This window comes from Xenorhabdus ishibashii (genome assembly GCF_002632755.1).
Classification (GTDB): domain Bacteria; phylum Pseudomonadota; class Gammaproteobacteria; order Enterobacterales; family Enterobacteriaceae; genus Xenorhabdus; species Xenorhabdus ishibashii.
Map to the genome: position 1 here is coordinate 856,482 of NZ_NJAK01000001.1, position 17,695 is coordinate 874,176.

At 44.8% G+C, this 17,695-nt stretch carries 12 protein-coding genes and 2 pseudogenes; 7 read left to right on the forward strand and 7 right to left on the reverse strand.

Going from position 1 to position 17,695, the window contains the following annotated elements:
- The first annotated feature begins 95 nt into the window (after positions 1–95).
- From Xish_RS04010 to Xish_RS18865, 6 genes and pseudogenes are all read left to right on the forward strand, one after another.
- Positions 96–857: an IS5 family transposase gene (locus tag Xish_RS04010; RefSeq protein WP_099116347.1), complete on the forward strand. Its 762-nt coding sequence runs from the start codon at positions 96–98 to the stop codon at positions 855–857.
- Positions 854–1,612, forward strand: a complete 759-nt coding sequence (locus Xish_RS04015) for an ATP-grasp domain-containing protein (RefSeq protein WP_099116824.1) — start codon at positions 854–856, stop codon at positions 1,610–1,612. The genes Xish_RS04010 and Xish_RS04015 overlap by 4 nt, the downstream gene beginning before the upstream one ends.
- 31 nt (positions 1,613–1,643) lie before the next feature.
- Positions 1,644–2,021, forward strand: a complete 378-nt coding sequence (locus Xish_RS04020) for a YkgJ family cysteine cluster protein (RefSeq protein WP_099116825.1) — start codon at positions 1,644–1,646, stop codon at positions 2,019–2,021.
- A gap of 15 nt (positions 2,022–2,036) precedes the next feature.
- Positions 2,037–5,873 carry a non-ribosomal peptide synthetase gene (locus tag Xish_RS04025; RefSeq protein ID WP_141553938.1) on the forward strand — a complete coding sequence of 1,279 codons (3,837 nt, stop codon included), beginning with the start codon at positions 2,037–2,039 and terminating at the stop codon, positions 5,871–5,873.
- A 25-nt stretch (positions 5,874–5,898) separates the two neighbouring features.
- Entirely contained in the window at positions 5,899–6,705 is an 807-nt protein-coding gene (locus Xish_RS04030; RefSeq protein ID WP_099116827.1) for an SAM-dependent methyltransferase, read from the forward strand.
- Positions 6,706–6,966: 261 nt separating this feature from the next.
- Positions 6,967–7,092, forward strand: a pseudogene (locus Xish_RS18865) (ISAs1 family transposase); the annotation flags it as partial.
- 107 nt (positions 7,093–7,199) lie between these two features.
- On the opposite strand, the gene Xish_RS19115 reads toward Xish_RS18865, so the two are convergent.
- Positions 7,200–7,331: a hypothetical protein gene (locus tag Xish_RS19115; protein WP_258087083.1), complete on the reverse strand. Its 132-nt coding sequence runs from the start codon at positions 7,329–7,331 to the stop codon at positions 7,200–7,202.
- 544 nt (positions 7,332–7,875) lie between these two features.
- On the opposite strand from Xish_RS19115, the pseudogene Xish_RS18870 reads away from it, so the two are divergent.
- Positions 7,876–8,099, forward strand: a pseudogene (locus Xish_RS18870) (IS4 family transposase); the annotation flags it as partial.
- 71 nt (positions 8,100–8,170) lie between these two features.
- Here the strand turns inward: Xish_RS18870 and Xish_RS04050 are convergent.
- From Xish_RS04050 to rlmD, 6 genes are all read right to left on the reverse strand, one after another.
- The gene (locus Xish_RS04050; RefSeq protein WP_099116828.1) at positions 8,171–9,556 is read right to left on the reverse strand and encodes an SLC13 family permease; all 1,386 of its coding nucleotides are present in this window, start codon (positions 9,554–9,556) and stop codon (positions 8,171–8,173) included.
- A gap of 352 nt (positions 9,557–9,908) precedes the next feature.
- Positions 9,909–11,210: a phosphopyruvate hydratase gene (gene eno, locus Xish_RS04055; protein WP_099116829.1), complete on the reverse strand. Its 1,302-nt coding sequence runs from the start codon at positions 11,208–11,210 to the stop codon at positions 9,909–9,911.
- A gap of 130 nt (positions 11,211–11,340) precedes the next feature.
- Positions 11,341–12,978 carry a glutamine hydrolyzing CTP synthase gene (pyrG, locus tag Xish_RS04060; RefSeq protein ID WP_099116830.1) on the reverse strand — a complete coding sequence of 546 codons (1,638 nt, stop codon included), beginning with the start codon at positions 12,976–12,978 and terminating at the stop codon, positions 11,341–11,343.
- 307 nt (positions 12,979–13,285) lie between these two features.
- Positions 13,286–14,077 carry a nucleoside triphosphate pyrophosphohydrolase gene (gene mazG, locus Xish_RS04065; RefSeq protein ID WP_099116831.1) on the reverse strand — a complete coding sequence of 264 codons (792 nt, stop codon included), beginning with the start codon at positions 14,075–14,077 and terminating at the stop codon, positions 13,286–13,288.
- A gap of 17 nt (positions 14,078–14,094) precedes the next feature.
- On the reverse strand, positions 14,095–16,332 hold the full coding sequence (gene relA / locus Xish_RS04070; protein WP_099116832.1) for a GTP diphosphokinase: 2,238 nt from the start codon (positions 16,330–16,332) through the stop codon (positions 14,095–14,097).
- 9 nt (positions 16,333–16,341) lie between these two features.
- Positions 16,342–17,676 carry a 23S rRNA (uracil(1939)-C(5))-methyltransferase RlmD gene (gene rlmD, locus Xish_RS04075; protein ID WP_099118656.1) on the reverse strand — a complete coding sequence of 445 codons (1,335 nt, stop codon included), beginning with the start codon at positions 17,674–17,676 and terminating at the stop codon, positions 16,342–16,344.
- Positions 17,677–17,695: the final 19 nt, after the last annotated feature.

Genomic DNA, 17,695 nt, shown 5'->3' on the forward strand with positions numbered 1-17,695 from the left:
TTCTTAGGGCGTGTTGATGTTTTGTGAGGGATTATTAGATAGCATGATGATTTGGTATAATTACTTTCGCCAAAAAACAACCAGACCTCACCATCATGCCGCGAACTATGTTAACAGATCTCCAATGGAATAAGCTATCTGCGTTAATGCAACATGCGGGTTGGATTTATCACAAACCTGAACACCGTTTGACCGTTGAAGGCATTCTTTACCGAATGAGAACGAGCGTTCCCTGGCGCGATTTACCGCCAGAATTCGGCAAATGGAATAGTGTCTTTCAACGTTTCAATGCGTGGTCAAAGAAAGGGGTTTTACAGCTCATTTTCAAGTGGTTATCTGGGTTTGCTGATAGGGAATGGTTGTTTATTGATGGGAGTATCGTCCGTGCTCATCAGCACAGTGCCGGAGCGGCTTCAGATGATGATGAGGCGATTGGCAAAAGTTGTGGTGGACGTTCAACCAAAATTCATTTGGCCGTCGATAGTTATGGCTTGCCTGTTCATTTTGAATTGTCCGGGGGACAAGTGCATGACATTGTTCATGCTGAAAGTTTAGTCGAACAATCGCCCCCTTCGGACTTTGTGATAGCTGACAAAGGGTACGACAGTCAGGCTTTCAGAAATCATATTGAACAGCAAGGAGCAACACCGATTATTCCCTACCGGAAAAATAGCCGAAAATCGGATAAACAGATTGATAAATGTTTATATCGTTATCGTCATTTGGTGGAGAATGCGTTCGCTAGGGTTAAACATTTTCGTGCAATAGCAACAAGATACGATAAGCTTGAACGGAATTACGCCAGTATGTTGGCTCTGGCGTTTATCATTGTCTGGTTGCCCATGTGGGTTGAATGAATTATGACCTTAAAACATCAACAGACCCTAGTCATACGGAATTTATTGCTCGCTGGTATTCAGGTGAAAACTGTAAAGACAGCTATGCAGCCCAGCTTCGCACTGAGGAGATGCTAGGGTACCCTGTAGTTATCAAACCCTCCAACGGATTTTACAGCACGGGTGTCACTAAAATATGTGGTGCAGCATCATTTGCTCATGCCTGGGCGCAGACTAAACGGGCCTGTAGGCTCTTCAAAAAGCTTCACGGCCATTCAGAGATTATTATTGAGGAATATATTGAAGGAAAGGAATGTGCCATTGATGGTTTTGTGAAAGATGGTAAAATTTATTCTCTTCTTTTTCACATGAAATACCCTGATTTAACTGGGCCATATTTTCATGAAACAGCCTATATAACCTCACCGTTTTGTTCTGCAAAAGGTAGCGTTTTTTCGCGAATACTCGAAGACGTCATAACGTTATCTGGACTGGATATGTCTCCTTTCCATGCTGAGTTTCGTATCACTCCGAGAGGCAAAATTTATCTACTGGAAATAGGCCCAAGGCTTTCAGGTATAGGCGTGACGGGGCAGATAATGCTGGATATTTGTTGTCATATCGATGGCTATGAAACCCTGCATCATTTAAATGATGGAAAAGTCCTTTCATATAAACCTAGAGGCATCGGGCTAGAGTATGATTTTTGCTCCTCGCGCAATGGAATACTTACTAGTGTCACAAGGGGGATGCAATTGGGATTGCTGCACCTATAGCAACTCTTACATTTTGCTTCTGCCGGGGGAAATGGAGAGTGCCAATGCGCTCGGTTACAGCTTCAGCCATTACCATATTATCGATAACGATTACCACCAGGGGATGAAAGTCGTGCCTGCGGATATGGGATGCTGCGTGTCACCTCGGCAGAGTAAGAATGCTTACAAGCCGATCGACTGCCGTGTCTTTCCTTTCTGGTTTCAATTGAACGGAGAAAAGCTTGAAATCATTGAGGGGAAATCGTGCCCCGCCATCAGACATAATTTGCCGTTGGTGAAATATAAGTCGCAGGCGCAGTGGATGGGGGAATTATTAATGCTTGATGAAGATATTGCTGATTTTCTGCGTAAGGCAAGAATGGTGAATTACACAGGAGATGGTAGCGATATTCCCGTTGTCAGTCTCTGAATTGGGAGGTTCTCTGTGACAGAAAAACAAATGTACCGATTGTCTGAACTACAGGAAGGAATATGGTATCAGGAGAAACTGTATGGTTCACGCCGCTCTCATAATGTTCCCATACGTTTTGATTTTACGACAAGGCCAGACCATGCACACCTTCAGACTGTAATAAATACGCTCATCAATGCGCATTATTGTTTTCATACTCGTATTACTGAAGATGGATCAGGTTTACCGCGGCAGTACATGCAGACACCATCACCGGTCAAGCTCAGGATTGTTGCGCTAAAAGAGAGCAATGAGGAGTATCTTGTACTGCGTTTGGAGGAGGAGACCGCAATACCTTTCGCCCTCAGAGACGACGCATTGTATCGCATCACGCTTTTCGAACACACCAAGGGGGCTGCCACTCTGCTTTTTGTTATTCATCATATTATTTTTGATGGTCAGTCTGCCGCTGTGTTTTCACAGGATTTCATCAGACTCTGGTCTAAGGAGCAAAGTTCTTTGGTCCAGGCACATGATATAGCAGCACAGACATATCTCGAGATGCTATTTTCCGAGTCTCCTTCAGAACGCTCGATGGAATACTGGCGAAAAATGCTAGCTGATGCCCCCTCTGAAATGTTATTGCCTTTTTCTGGTAGAGGCGAAACGGATACTCGGCAAGCTGGAACGGTTATTAAACATATTGCTCACGACATCAGCGAGCGTATTACTTCGCTGTGCCAAGCTTATTCTGTCACACCTTTTATGCTTCATACTGTAGCTTGCACCTTCTTATTGATGCGCTACAGTCAGAGCCAGGACATTGTACTGGGGGTACCAATTTCCATCAGAAACGATAAGGCTTCAACTCTTGTGGCGGGGCTATTTGTCAATGTGCTCCCGTTGCGGCTTATTGCACAAGCAGACACAACAGCAAGCACAATGCTCGGACAGATTCGTAACAGGCTTGTCAGAACTATGATGCACCGAAACGTCACTTTTCATCAATTGGTCAGAGAATTACACCCCGAACGTACCAGCTTCAGAAACCCATTTTTTCAGGTATGTGTGAACTATGCTCGTGTCAGTGAAAGAGAACTTACTTCTGAAAGCGTACGAGCAGTTCCCATCCCTAACGCGGTTGCGGCTTTTGAGCTTGATTTTATTTTGGCTGAGCATGATGACAGCCTGAAAATCATTCTGGAATACAGGAAAGGTTGTTTTGACGAAGAAACGATCAGTAGCATGCTTCGACATTACTGCACATTGCTGGATGAGATAACGAGAAACCTTTCATGCACACTTGCTTCTGTGAACATGATGAGCCAAGCAGAACGTGAGGTGATACTTAATTGTTGGAACCCATCCGTGAAAGACGGTCGAGCAGAGACTAGTGTACTTAGCCTGTTTGAACGTCAGGCAGCAGAGCAACCACTGTCAGTTGCACTCTGTTATCGAGGTGGGGAGATGAGATATGAGGAATTAAATCGCAAAGCTAATCAACTTGCTCATTACCTGAAAAGTCAAAATATAACAGCAGGGCAGCGCGTGGCTGTTAGTCTTCCACGAAACCCAGATTTTATCGTTGCGATATACGGAATACTGAAGACAGGAGCTACTTATGTTCCTATCGACCCGGATTATCCAGAGGATCGTAAACAGTTTTTGCTGGAGAATTCTGGAGCCGTTGCACTCATCGCATCAGGGATTTATGGCGAGAATAGAATTGATGCTGGTGTACCTGTCTTTGAATTGTGCAATTTGATTGATATTCTCCGTGATCAACCGAAGACCAATCCAGTCGGACAACCAAGCCTAGATGATGTTATCTATTGCATTTATACGTCTGGTTCAACCGGAGAACCAAAAGGAGCCTTGAATACCCACCGAAGCATAGCAAATTTGGTCTACTGGTATGTTCACGAAGCTCTCAAAATGTCACCGGGTGAGAAAGTTATCATAGCAAGTTCATTCAGTTTTGACCTGACGCAGAAAAACATCTTCGGACCATTGAGCTGTGGTGGCTCGGTGATTATCCCTGACAGCAGCCCTGCGGACGCTATAGGGTTTTTACGCGCTCTAAGTGCTTTCCAGCCTGATTATCTTTGCTGTGCACCTTCGGCTTACAGAGCATTTGCCGGATCGTCACGATGTCAGTCACTGAAAAAGATCGTTTTGGGTGGAGAGGTTATCGAACCAGCGCTCGCGGAAACTATCCTCAACAGTGGTAAAGTGCTGATTAATTCTTATGGTCCTACCGAGTGTGCAGATATCGCTATTTGGTCAGAATATTTACCAGATTCGCCATTACCGATAGGGACGATCCCTCTGGGATGCCCCATACCCGGTTGTCGAATTTATATCTTGGATGATTTCCTTAACCCAGTACCTCAGGGTATAGATGGGGAAATCTATATCGGTGGTGTGGGGGTCGGATTAGGTTATCTGAACCGTGATGATATGACACAGGAAAAATTTATTCGGAATCCATTTGATGGTGGTGGCCGTATGTACCGGACCGGGGACAGGGGTCGCTACCGGTCTGATGGTGTCATAGAATTCACGGGTCGCCGCGACGGGCAGATCAAATTGCGCGGATTCCGTATTGAGCCTAGTGAAATTGAGTCGGCCATTCAGTCTACAGAACTGGTGGATCAGGTTTGTGTCCAGGCATGTAGTGCTCATGGAAATGGACAAAAACTGGTAGCTTGGTTTGTTTCAGCAAAGGGCAAAAATACGACCCGTGCAGAAATTGCGGGTTGCCTCAAACAGATACTTCCGGCGCATATGATCCCCGATACTTGGGTAAGGCTTGATGCGATGCCTGTCTCTCCTAACGGAAAAACAGACAGGCTCAGACTGACCGTACCGGAGGAGAACAGAGACAACAATGAACTAGAGGTTTTACCTTCCGGGACGCTTACAAAACTAATTGCAGACATCTGGCAGCAAGAACTGGGCCTGAATCGGTTGAGTGTTAATGACAATTTTTTCCAGTGTGGAGGGCATTCCTTGCTGGCTATTGTTTGCCTGGCAAGGATTAACCAAAAGCTGGGGCTTACGCTTCCTGGGACCGCAATTGCACATTATCAAACTATTGATGAACTGGCATCTTTCATTACTGAAAATCGGTTGGATGAGTCTCCACCTTATAAAATCTGGTTTCCTTCATCTGGCCCAGTGATCTGGTTTTTCCCGGCAGCGGGATTAAGAAGCACAGCTTACCGACATCTGGCCGAGTCATTCGCACCAGAATGCGAGCTGAGGATTCTGGAATATCCGGAACATGATGCTGTTGAATCCGCTAGTATAGAAGCGTTACAGGCATATTTTTGCCATCAGATTGAGACATTTTCAGGCAGCCGGGAAATTATTCTGGCCGGGCACTCTTTTGGCGCAACAATCGCTTTTGAAGTGGGACGTTATTTTGAGAATGCGGGACTGTCCGTTAGGCTCATTGTCATCGATGGGACATTGACATCTCCTGAGCAGTTTTTCGGAAGCAGTAAGTCGCCTCAATCTTCGTCAGAGCAAAATGGCGTAGTGATGAGCGATTTCTTTAGCAGTGAAAGTTTCCACGAAGCACTCAGGCATATGACAAGTGAGTCTGATGCACTCTATCAACATCATGTATCACTATTTTGTCTGTATCAGCCAGAAGGCTGCTTTGATAGTGACACTCTAGTTATTCTCGGAGCAGAGGGAGAGATCTACCGTCAACTTCAGCCGAAACATGAGCTGTACTATAAGGATTTTTTCCCTGAATTGAATGTGCTTGTATCTTCAGGAGAACATATGAGTTTGGTTAGTGCCGAACACGCCAACCGTCTTTCGTCCCATATAAAGACATTTGTTATTCCAGCCATCTAAATATTTTTAGAAGGAGATATTTCAGATGAAAAATGTAATTATTCAAACTCAATATGATAAAGATCTACACATATTTCAATCGTTTTTAGAACCTTATATGAAGTTCTCTACTGGACTATTTTTACATAATACGGTGACTTTGGAACAGAGTGTTAAGAACATGCTTGATAAGTTGATTGAGAAAGGAAATGTCACCGATGGTACTAAAATTCTTGAAGTCGGTACTGGATGGGGATGTCTATTGAAACGTATCAGAGAACGTTTTGAATATGTAGATTATACTGGAATAAGTACCTCCAAAGAACAAAGCGACTATGTATTTCGTCATGTTGATGATAAAGCTGTTATTCACATTACCAGTTTTGAAACAGTCAATCTTAATGAAGTTTATGACACTATCTTTCTTTGTGGAACATTTTGCCATTTAAAAAATAAACCTGAACAACTAAAGCGCCTTTTAAAGTTACTATCCCCAACCGGAGTACTAATCATTGAAGATACTTTTTTCATTTCACAAGAAATTATGATAGAAGTACAAAAAAGTCGTTTTAAGGATTCTATCCAAAATGCTATGTTTGGTTGGGGCGAAATTATTAATTTGGGAATGTTTATTGAGATGATAGAGAAAGTCGGCATGAAATTGACATACTGCTATGATTTAACTGAAAGTTATTTCATAACTGGAAAGGAATGGAGTAAACGATTATTAGCTGCAGATTTACCTTTTCACGAAAAAAAGGAACTATATACTTATTTGCGCTTTGCTAATCTTGGATGGAATAAAAATGCGTTTTATTATTTACTGGCTTTAAAAGTTTCGCCTCATTCATAAACATGATATATATGAACGCTGAAGTGGTAAAAGTAATTCGGACATCTCACAAGCTTGCTATTCTATATGACTTTTCAAAATGGTAGGAGTATCAGAGAAACTCAGTCCAATTTTGCGAATTTTGATGATTTCCCACAAACAAAAAAGCAAAAAGAAGGGCTGAGTCATGCCTATCCTACCACTACAAGTTGATTAGTTAAACATAATCGATACAGGCAATTACACAAATTGATGTACAAGCTCCGCCTTTTAATGAATAAAATCGCGTTAAACCTGCTGAAAAATGAGAAAACGGTTAAGGTGAGCATCAAAACCAAGCGGCATAAAGCCGGCTGGGATAATAGTTATATGTTGAAAGTCCTTACGGTGGGTTTTCCATCAGTATAATTTAGACCCGTTTGCCCTGTTTGTTACAGGCTGATTTCTTGCCTATACGCTCAAGTTTTGTTAACCATGGTTGTCCGTCGTTGCTGTGTACGGTCATTGTTTCCCTCTCACGTTCGATCTGTCTGCCAGCCCTTCGCTCCGCGATCATTACTCGTTTCATCACTACTATGGCTGACTCCGACTTCCTGATACCCATCTCTCAGGCCTTGTGTTTTGGCACTTGTGCCCGATATACTCATTCCCTTGAGAGGTGTCAGGATCTTCTGGGTTCCGCACTGTTCTCTACAAACTCGCCGGTGCCTGAGACTCCGGTGTGTGCTTCTGACTGGAAAAAAATCACCAGTGTGTCCATTCAGAAACTATTGCCTGCTGGTTCGACGGATACCATCGGCACAACACAATCAGCGAATTTCGGAGTTATCACGTTCACCTATTGGTTTCGGCTCGAATGTTTCGCTGTCTACGCTTCATCTTCTTTGTTACCGCCGGAGATGCAAGACTCGCTACGTAGTGATCTGGCTAATCTTCTACGACGGGGCTTTCACCCGCAAGAAACAGTGCAGCTTTTCCCAGTGCACCACGACATCACAGAAAATTTCAACTAACTTGTCCATAACCTGTTCCAAGAGCAAAGTTTTGGTGTGCACCAAAACTTTGCTCTTGGAACAGGCACTTCATCAATTCCTTATCCAGAATTCAGGTTAATGTAAACATTTCAATCAGTCCCCTTTACCACTTCTTCTGTAAAAATAAGATAGTCTGGCGACGAGTAGCCGCCGAGGCTACGTCTCGCCACTCCGTATCAGTTTTATTATGGCGTTGCGGGATATTCAAGATGAAGCTTTATGGTGTACGATAGCAGCTCCCAGCACTATTCCCAAAAAACTCAGAGCACTGAGACTGAGGGAAAGAGTTAAGCGATATATTTTGCCTGAAGAAAACGGCCCAAAAGTCGGACCGTTCGTCTGTCGAAAACCCGCTATCCCATGCAATCAAAATATTCTTAACTGAATGGTGTTAACCTTTACAGGTGGCGATTTTGATCATGGCTTATTTAAGTATGAAGAGCCGAAAGGAATTACAGCCAGAAGAACCAGGCAATCCCAGAAATAATAGCAATACATACCAAATTCAGCACTATGCCTACCCTAACCATTTCAATTTGTTTGATATAACCAGAGCCATAAACAATTGCATTAGGTGGCGTTGCTACAGGTAGCATAAATGCACAGGATGCCCCAATACCAATTATCAGGGTCAAAACCACGACCGGCATTCCCAGCGCTTCTGCAACCGTAGCAAAAATAGGTACAAGTAGCGCTGCGCTAGCAGTATTACTTGTGAATTCGGTCAGGAAAATAATAAACGCAGCAATCGCAATAATGATCACAAACCAAGGGCTAGTGCCAAAAGTCGCCGCCATGCCATTCGCCATAACTTCACTGGCACCAGAATTTTTTAAAACAGCACTCAATGTCAGGCCACCACCGAACAGCATCAACACTCCCCATTCTGTGTTGTTTTGAATCTGTGACCATGTTGATACACCAGTGATACCAATCAGGATGGCAGCGCTCACTGCAATAATTGTATCCAGATCTTTGACACCGCCCAGTACATCACTAATGAATGAACTGAAAATCCAGCACACTACGGTTAACAGGAAAATGCCCATAGTAATAACACGTTTACCGTTCCATTCCAGGTGCTCCAATTCCAGCTCAAATTTATGATTCAGGTTTGGACGCAGCATGAGGTACATCACCCCAACCATAACGGGCATGAGAATAATGACCATTGGCACGCCGTATTTCATCCATGTAAAGAAATCCATACCCAGTTGTGCGGCAGCGATAGCATTGGGTGGGCTACCTACCAACGTTCCCAAGCCACCAATACTGGCGCTGTATGCAACACCAAGCAGCACAAAGACAAAGGTATTACGCTCAGTACGCACATCCAGATTAGCCAGAATTCCAAGGATCAGTGGTAACATCATGGCTGCAGTTGCCGTGTTACTTATCCACATAGAAAGCAGAGCAGTAATACCAAATATTAGCAATACCGCCACAGATAAACGTCCACGGGCGATCATCAGCAAGCGGTTAGCTATCAATCTGTCCAAACCTTGAATATGTAGCGCCGTTGCCAGTGCAAAACCACCGAAGAACAAAAAGATTATTGGGTTTGCAAAAGATTTCAGTGCATCACCGGTATTCATCAATCCCAGGCCAACCGCCAGAATAGGAATACACAGAGCTGTAATGGTGACATGAATGGCTTCTGTTAACCATAACACGCCAACAAATACCATTAATGCCAAGCCTGCATTTGCTTTTTCACCATAGGGTAAAAACTTAAGTAATGTCACAAGCAAAATGATGTCCAGCGCGAGAATAATTAAGCCTCTTTTATTTGAGAGTGTAGGCCCAATCGCTGGTGTTAAAGATTCAGAAGCGTCCATGAAGACTCCATAAAACAATGAAACATAACTTTGCAATGTAAAAAGAATAATTGATGAATCATTGCCACAAATGTTAAGGAATTACATTACATGTGAAATAATAAGGAGTATTAGCAAAGAATAAAATACGGGTTGTATAATTTTGGGATCTGTTACGCGGGATTTATCTGACCACTGAATTATTGGCTAAAAAAAGAACTAAATTTCTGTTGTCATATCACACTTTCACCCTGTAATAAGATAAGTAACCGGTATGAAAAATAAAATTTTCTTTCAATAAAAAGGCGAAAGAGAAAACTCTCTTTCGCCGAAACATAAAAAATATTTATTTTTTAGCAGGGAAAACCGACGATTATGCCTGGCCTTTCACTTCTTTCAGGCCGTTGAAAGGAGCACGATTACCCAGTGCTTCTTCAATACGGATCAACTGATTATACTTAGCAACACGGTCAGAACGGCTCATAGAACCCGTTTTGATTTGACCTGCCGCAGTACCAACAGCCAGATCAGCAATCGTTGCATCTTCAGTTTCACCAGAACGGTGAGAGATGACCGCTGTGTAACCTGCCTCTTTTGCCATCTTGATTGCAGCCAGAGTTTCAGTCAAAGAACCGATCTGGTTGAACTTGATCAGGATGGAGTTTGCGATACCTTTTTCGATACCTTCTTTCAGGATCTTGGTGTTAGTTACGAACAGATCATCACCAACCAACTGGATTTTGTCACCCAATACTTTAGTCTGGTAAGCAAAACCATCCCAATCAGATTCGTTCAGGCCATCTTCGATGGAAACGATCGGGTATTCTTTGGTCAGTCCTTCCAGATAGTGGGTGAATTCCTGAGAGGTGAAAGTCTTACCTTCACCTTTCAGTTCATAGTTGCCCGTTTCTTCGTTATAGAATTCAGAAGCTGCACAGTCCATCGCCAGAGTAATGTCTTTACCCAGTACGTAACCCGCTTTCTCAACCGCTTCTTTGATTGCTGCCAGCGCTGCTGCGTTAGATTCCAGGTTTGGCGCATAGCCACCTTCATCACCCACCGCAGTGTTCATACCTTTGGCTTTCAGCACTTTCGCCAGATTGTGGAATACTTCAGAACCCATGCGTACAGCCTCTTTCAGTGTACTTGCACCAACTGGCTGGATCATGAATTCTTGAATATCTACGTTGTTGTCTGCATGTTCACCACCGTTGATGATGTTCATCATTGGCAGAGGCATGGAGAATTTACCTGGAGTACCGTTCAACTCAGCGATGTGCTCATACAGAGGCATACCTTTCGCTGCGGCGGCGGCTTTGGCGCTTGCGAGAGAAACAGCCAAAATCGCGTTAGCACCGAAATTAGATTTGTTTTCAGTACCATCCAGCTCGATCATGATTTTGTCGATGTTAGCCTGATCTTTTGCATCCTGACCGACCAGAGCCTGTGCAATCGGCCCATTAACCGCAGAAATTGCTTTCAGTACACCTTTACCCATAAAACGAGACTTATCGCCATCACGCAGTTCCAGTGCTTCACGAGAACCGGTTGATGCACCTGATGGTGCAGCAGCCAGACCAACGAAGCCGCCTTCCAGGTGTACTTCTGCTTCTACCGTTGGGTTACCACGGGAGTCGATAATTTCACGGCCAAGCACTTTAACGATTTTGGACATTAGGTTTTCCTCAGTACAAGTTAAATTCAGGACAACAAATTGAAACTAAAAGCCATTCTCTTAAAAGCTAACATCTTAAAACTATTACCTTAAAATTAATTTGCTTAATATCAATCCATTGCCCCATATCTTATTTCAACTGGCCTTTCTGATATTTGCCGGCAGCTTCGACGAAGCCAGCAAATAGCGGATGACCATCGCGAGGCGTTGAAGTGAATTCTGGGTGGAACTGGCACGCCACGAACCACGGATGCGCTGGGTTCTCGATAATTTCCACCAGTTTGTTGTCGATTGAACGGCCAGCAATACGCAAGCCTGCATCTTCAATGCGTTTCAACAGCAAATTATTCACTTCATAACGATGACGATGACGCTCAATGATGTCATTCTGGCCATAAAGTTTACGTACCAGACTATTTTCAGTCAGATGGCACAATTGGCCACCAACGCGCATCGTTCCACCGAGATCGCTCTCTTCGCTACGTACTTCTACGTTGCCGTTCTCATCACGCCATTCAGTGATCAGAGCAACAACCGGTAACTTACATTCAGGATCGAATTCAGTGGAGTTAGCCTCAGCCATTCCCGCAACATTGCGAGAGAATTCAATCAGAGCCACCTGCATACCCAGACAAATTCCCAAATATGGGACTTTATTTTCACGAGCATAGCGTGCGGTCATGATCTTGCCTTCGATACCACGGCCACCAAAACCACCCGGCACCAGAATCGCATCCAGACCTTTCAATACGTCAACACCACGTGTTTCAACATCCTGTGAATCGATCAGCTTGATGTTAACAGTCAGGCGATTTTTCAACCCGCCATGTTTCAGTGCTTCAATCACTGATTTATACGCATCTGGCAGCTCAACGTATTTGCCCACCATCCCGATGGTCACTTCACCCGATGGGTTGGCTTCTTCATAAATGACCTGTTCCCATTCAGACAGATCCGCTTCAGGGCATTCGATGCTGAATCGTTTACAAATATAATCATCTAAGCCCTGAGATTTCAAGAGGGCTGGAATTTTATAAATGGAATCAACATCTTTTAAGGAGATAACTGCTTTCTCTGGAACGTTACAGAAAAGCGCAATTTTTGCACGTTCATTGGCAGGGACGATGCGATCTGAACGACAAATCAATACGTCAGGCTGAATACCAATGGACAGCAATTCTTTCACGGAATGCTGGGTCGGCTTAGTTTTCACTTCGCCCGCTGCGGCCATATAAGGCACTAGAGTCAGATGCATGAACAGCGTGTTTTCACGGCCTACTTCCACCGCCATCTGACGAATGGCTTCAAGGAATGGCAGGGATTCGATATCACCGACAGTGCCCCCGATTTCCACCAACACAACGTCATGACCTTCTGCACCACGGATAATGCGGTCTTTGATTTCATTGGTGATGTGAGGAATAACCTGAATGGTTGCACCCAAATAATCGCCGCGGCGTTCTTTGCGCAGCACTTCAGAATAGACACGACCCGTCGTGAAGTTATTGCGGCGTGTCATTTTGGTTCGGATGAAACGTTCATAATGACCTAAATCAAGATCAGTTTCAGCGCCATCTTCGGTAACGAAAACTTCCCCGTGTTGGGTTGGGCTCATTGTGCCTGGATCAACGTTGATGTACGGGTCCAGTTTCATAATGGTGACATTGAGTCCACGGGCTTCGAGTATAGCCGCCAAAGAGGCTGCGGCAATGCCTTTACCCAGAGAGGATACGACCCCGCCGGTCACAAAAATATAATTAGTTTTCATGCTGAACCTGAAAGTTTAGGTTTAAAAGGATGATGAATATAACAGGACGGGAAAGCAGTATACCCTAACCTTAATTTCGCTACAAACCATCTAAATGGGGTAAGGTGTCATATAAACAGTAACACAGCGAAACAAATACTCTCATTTCTCTTTAAATTCATTATGTTAATGTCGTGAATTTTTTTCACTGACTCAGGTTATTTAGCCGTTTAAGCGACATCCTTTTCGTTATTTCCATGATTTTTTGACAGGATAAAGCAACGCAGGAGTTGCTCGTGAGTCTATAATGCCACCTGGTTTGTGATTGCTATATCTTCTGACTTTTCACTCGCTGCCACATCGCTTCCATTTCATCTAATGTAGCCGTTTCCAGTGACAAGCCTTTGTCGAGGATCAGTTTTTCGACATTACGGAAACGATTCTCGAATTTCTGGCAGGCTTTTTGTAGTGCGATCTCCGGCTTATGCCCAAAATGACGGGATAAATTAACCACTGAAAACAGTAAATCCCCCAACTCTTCTTCCAATCGTTCTTTATCAACCACCGCCTGTTTCGCTTCATCCATGACTTCATCAATTTCTTCATAGACTTTGTCCAGCACAGGGCCAATAGTATCCCAATCAAAACCTACCGAAGCGCAGCGTTTCTGGATTTTATAAGCCTTCATCAGGGCTGGTAAACTGGCAGGAATATCATCCAGTACCGAATGCTGATCTTTTTCAGCCCTTTCTGCGGCCTTGCGTTGTTCCCAACTGCCTATTGCCTCTTCGCTGCTAATCCCCGCTTGTTGATTGAAGATATGAGGATGGCGGCGCTCCAGTTTGTCACACACCGCTTCACAGATATCATCAAAATCAAACTGTTGCTGCTCCTGAGCCATCTGGGCATAAAACACGATATGAAACAGCAAATCCCCCAGCTCTTCTTTTAATGCGTTGACATCATTGCGCTCAATCGCATCAAGCACTTCATAGGTCTCTTCCAATGTATATGGGGCAATTGTTGCGGAGGTTTGTACCTTGTCCCAAGGGCAGCCATCCTGAGGATGGCGCAACTGCGCCATAATCCCCTTTAGTCGTTCAATAGAGTTTGGTTTCATCTTAATCCATGCTTTAATCAATTACCGTGCAAACGTCTGGCTTCAATCACATCAGACAACTGATTGAGTTTTGCCAATACCCGCCCAAGCACTTGCAAGTTATAAATCTCAATGTCCATATCAATAGTGGCAAGCTGTTGCTTAACATCACTGCGGCTGCTGACGCCCAATACATTAATTTTTTCATTGGCGAGGATGGTCGTAATATCACGCAATAATCCACTGCGATCATTGGCAACAACGCGCACCACCAGTGAATAGCCGCTGGAATAACTCTCCCCCCAGACCGCATCGACTATCCTTTCCGGCGAGCTGGCTTCGAGTTCCGCTAACTGATCACAATCCGCACGGTGGATGGAAATCCCGCGCCCACGAGTGATAAATCCAATAATCTCATCACCAGGGATAGGCTGACAGCAACGCGCAATGTGATGCATTAGGTTACCTACCCCTTCCACAACAATACGGCCATTATCTTTGCTGGTATTACGTGGTGTATAGGTTTTGTTCTCCAGGTTGCGAAGCGCTTCGCGATCTTCTTCTTCCGCCGTAATTTTATTGAATTTGCTTTGCAGGAAATTCACTAACTGGTGGATACGGATATCACCGACACCAATGCCCGCCAGCACTTCTTCCAATGTATGGACGTTATAACGGGCAATCAGCTCTTTCTCCGCTTCCTTGACCGTGATCCCCAAATGTGCCAACTCATTGTCCAGCATCTGGCGGCCAGCAATGATGTTCTTGTCACGATCTTGCTTACGGAACCAATTGTGGATTTTTGCGCGTCCACGGCTGGTCGTTACATAGCCAAGGTTAGGATTCAACCAGTCGCGGCTTGGATTAGGTTGCTTCTGGGTAATGATTTCAATCTGATCGCCCATCTGAAGCTGATAGCTGAATGGTACGATACGCCCGCCAATTTTTGCCCCAATGCAGCGATGGCCGACATCACTGTGAATGTGATAGGCAAAATCCAATGGCGTAGAGCCAATTGGTAAATCAATGACATCCCCTTTTGGCGTAAAGACATAGACGCGATCATCAAATACCTGACTGCGCACTTCATCCAGCATTTCACCGGTATCCGCCATTTCTTCCTGCCATGCGATCAATTTCCGCAGCCATGCAATACGGCTTTCATAACTGCCGGATTTACCACCACCAAGCGCAGCGCCTTCTTTGTATTTCCAATGTGCTGCTACGCCAAGTTCTGCATCATCATGCATCTGACGGGTACGGATCTGGATCTCAAGCGTTTTGCCATTTGGTCCCAAAACGACAGTATGAATCGACTGATAACCATTCGGTTTCGGGTTGGCAACGTAATCGTCAAATTCATCCGGCAAATGACGATAGTGAGTATGGACTATCCCAAGTGCTGCGTAGCAATCCTGCAAACGCTCAACAACAATTCGTACGGCACGCACGTCAAACAATTCATCAAAAGACAGGGCTTTTTTCTGCATTTTGCGCCAAATGCTGTAAATATGCTTCGGTCGCCCGTATATTTCAGCACGAACCCCTTCTTTCAGCATATATTTACGCAAAGTTGTCACAAATTTCTCGATATACTGTTCACGATCAATCCGGCGCTCATGCAATAACTTGGCAATTTTCTTATATTCATCGGGATGTAAATAACGGAAACAGAAATCTTCCAGCTCCCATTTTAGCTGCCCAATTCCCAGCCGATTGGCAAGAGGAGCATAGATATTGGAACACTCTTTGGCAGCCAGCACCCGTTCATCTTCACTGGCATCTTTCACCTCCCGCAAATGGGCAATGCGTTCTGCCAGCTTGATAACCACACAACGAAAATCTTCCACCATCGCCAGCAGCATCCGGCGAACATTATCAACCTGTACTGAGCAAGTCGCATCGGTATGAGTGGCTTTTAGTTGGCGAATGGCATCCATTTCCAATACACCATGCACCAAATTCGTGATGCCTTTGCCAAATGTTTCTGTCACTGTTTCGCTATCGAGTAGCCTGGCATTAAGGATGGGAAAAAGTAGCGCAGCACGCATACTGTCATTATCCATGCTCAATGTGGACAAGATCTCCACCATTTCCACACCGCGCCATAGCAACAGTTCCGCATTGGAGTGACCCTGAACTTTTTCGTGACAATATCGCCAGGTTTCGACCAACTTTTCACTGGATTGTGGGTTAGTAATGTTTAAACTCGCGATCCACTTATCGACCGCAAATTCACCTGCCGGTGTGAGATGCGCACTTCTTACCGCAACCATAATTTCTCCCTACTCGATCATGGGTTCACTGCTAAACAGCGCCATGGACTCTAGATGGCCTGTGTGCGGGAACATATCCAGCATCCGCACACTGACAAGATGATAACCTGCCTCCAACAAAACCTTGCTGTCCCGTGCGAGTGTTGTGGGGTTACAGGAAACGTAAACCACTTTTTCGGGGGCCAATTTTACAATATGTGCCATAACCCCCGCCGCACCAGCGCGGGCGGGATCCAGCAGCACTTTATTAAATCCTTGTGCTGCCCAAGGCTGCTGGTGAATCTCCGATTCCAGATTCTCATGAAAAAAATCGACATTATTAAGTTTATTGAGCCGGGCGTTATATTGCCCACTTGCCACCAGCTCAGCAACCCCTTCCACACCCACAGTTGCCTGTACTTGAGTTGCGATCGGCAGGGTAAAGTTCCCCATGCCACAAAACAGATCCAATACTCTGTCTGTTGGTTGTAAATCCAGCCACGCCAACGCCTGTGCAACCATTTTCTGGTTAACCACATCATTTACCTGAATAAAATCTTGCGGGCTGAACACCAGTTTCACCCCATTCACCTGATACCACGGCGCGGGTTGTTCCGCCGCCAATGGTTCAAGGGATTTTTCATCACCCAGCAGATAAATTGCTACATTGTACTGCACCGAAAAGAGGCGCAGTGTTTCCTTATCTTCGTGCTTAAGGGAGTCAAGATGGCGCAACACGACTAATGGGCCATTATCCGCTAAGACTAATTCTACATGCCCCAGCCGTTTTACCGTATGCAGACTATTCAGGCACTGGTACAGCGGCTGCAATAATTGTTCCAACTCAGGACGCATCACCGGACAGTGTTTAATATTCACCAAATCATTGGTCTGGCTCTGGCGAAATCCCATCAATAATGTGCGTTGTTTAGCGTGATATTGCAGGCCGAGTCTGGCTCTGCGCCGATAGCCATATTCTGGGCTGTGAATAATGGGATGAGCGCTGATGCTAATGCCTGTTTCCCGTTGGATCAGGCGTTCCAGTACACTAGCCTTAGTTTTAACTTGCAGCTCAGTGGCAACGTGCTGCTGTTGGCACCCGCCACACACCTTAAAATGTGGGCAGTGAGGTGCGACGCGATGCGGGCTATCTGATAACCTTTTCACAACTTTTGCTTTAGCAAATTGACGTTTTTCTTCTGTCAGTTGGATCTGCGCCTGCTCATCTGGCAATAATCCTGCAATAAAGATGGTTTTTCCCTGATGACGGGCAATGCCTTGCCCTTGTGCATCAAGGTTATCTGCGGTAACGGAAATAATGCCTCGGTTTACGGAGCGACGATTTGGGGAGTAAAATTGCACCATGATTCTGACTGACTTTGAA

Bases quoted from the DNA above. Each gene is read 5' to 3' on its own strand.
- mazG (WP_099116831.1), bottom strand. From the start codon at position 14,077: ATGAAACCAAACTCTATTGAACGACTAAAGGGGATTATGGCGCAGTTG.
- eno (WP_099116829.1), bottom strand. From the start codon at position 11,210: ATGTCCAAAATCGTTAAAGTGCTTGGCCGTGAAATTATCGACTCCCGT.
- Xish_RS04050 (WP_099116828.1), bottom strand. From the start codon at position 9,556: ATGGACGCTTCTGAATCTTTAACACCAGCGATTGGGCCTACACTCTCA.
- relA (WP_099116832.1), bottom strand. From the start codon at position 16,332: ATGGTTGCGGTAAGAAGTGCGCATCTCACACCGGCAGGTGAATTTGCG.
- Xish_RS04020 (WP_099116825.1), top strand. From the start codon at position 1,644: ATGGAGAGTGCCAATGCGCTCGGTTACAGCTTCAGCCATTACCATATT.
- Xish_RS04010 (WP_099116347.1), top strand. From the start codon at position 96: ATGCCGCGAACTATGTTAACAGATCTCCAATGGAATAAGCTATCTGCG.
- Xish_RS04030 (WP_099116827.1), top strand. From the start codon at position 5,899: ATGAAAAATGTAATTATTCAAACTCAATATGATAAAGATCTACACATA.
- rlmD (WP_099118656.1), bottom strand. From the start codon at position 17,676: ATGGTGCAATTTTACTCCCCAAATCGTCGCTCCGTAAACCGAGGCATT.
- pyrG (WP_099116830.1), bottom strand. From the start codon at position 12,978: ATGAAAACTAATTATATTTTTGTGACCGGCGGGGTCGTATCCTCTCTG.
- Xish_RS04015 (WP_099116824.1), top strand. From the start codon at position 854: ATGAATTATGACCTTAAAACATCAACAGACCCTAGTCATACGGAATTT.
- Xish_RS19115 (WP_258087083.1), bottom strand. From the start codon at position 7,331: ATGAGTATATCGGGCACAAGTGCCAAAACACAAGGCCTGAGAGATGGG.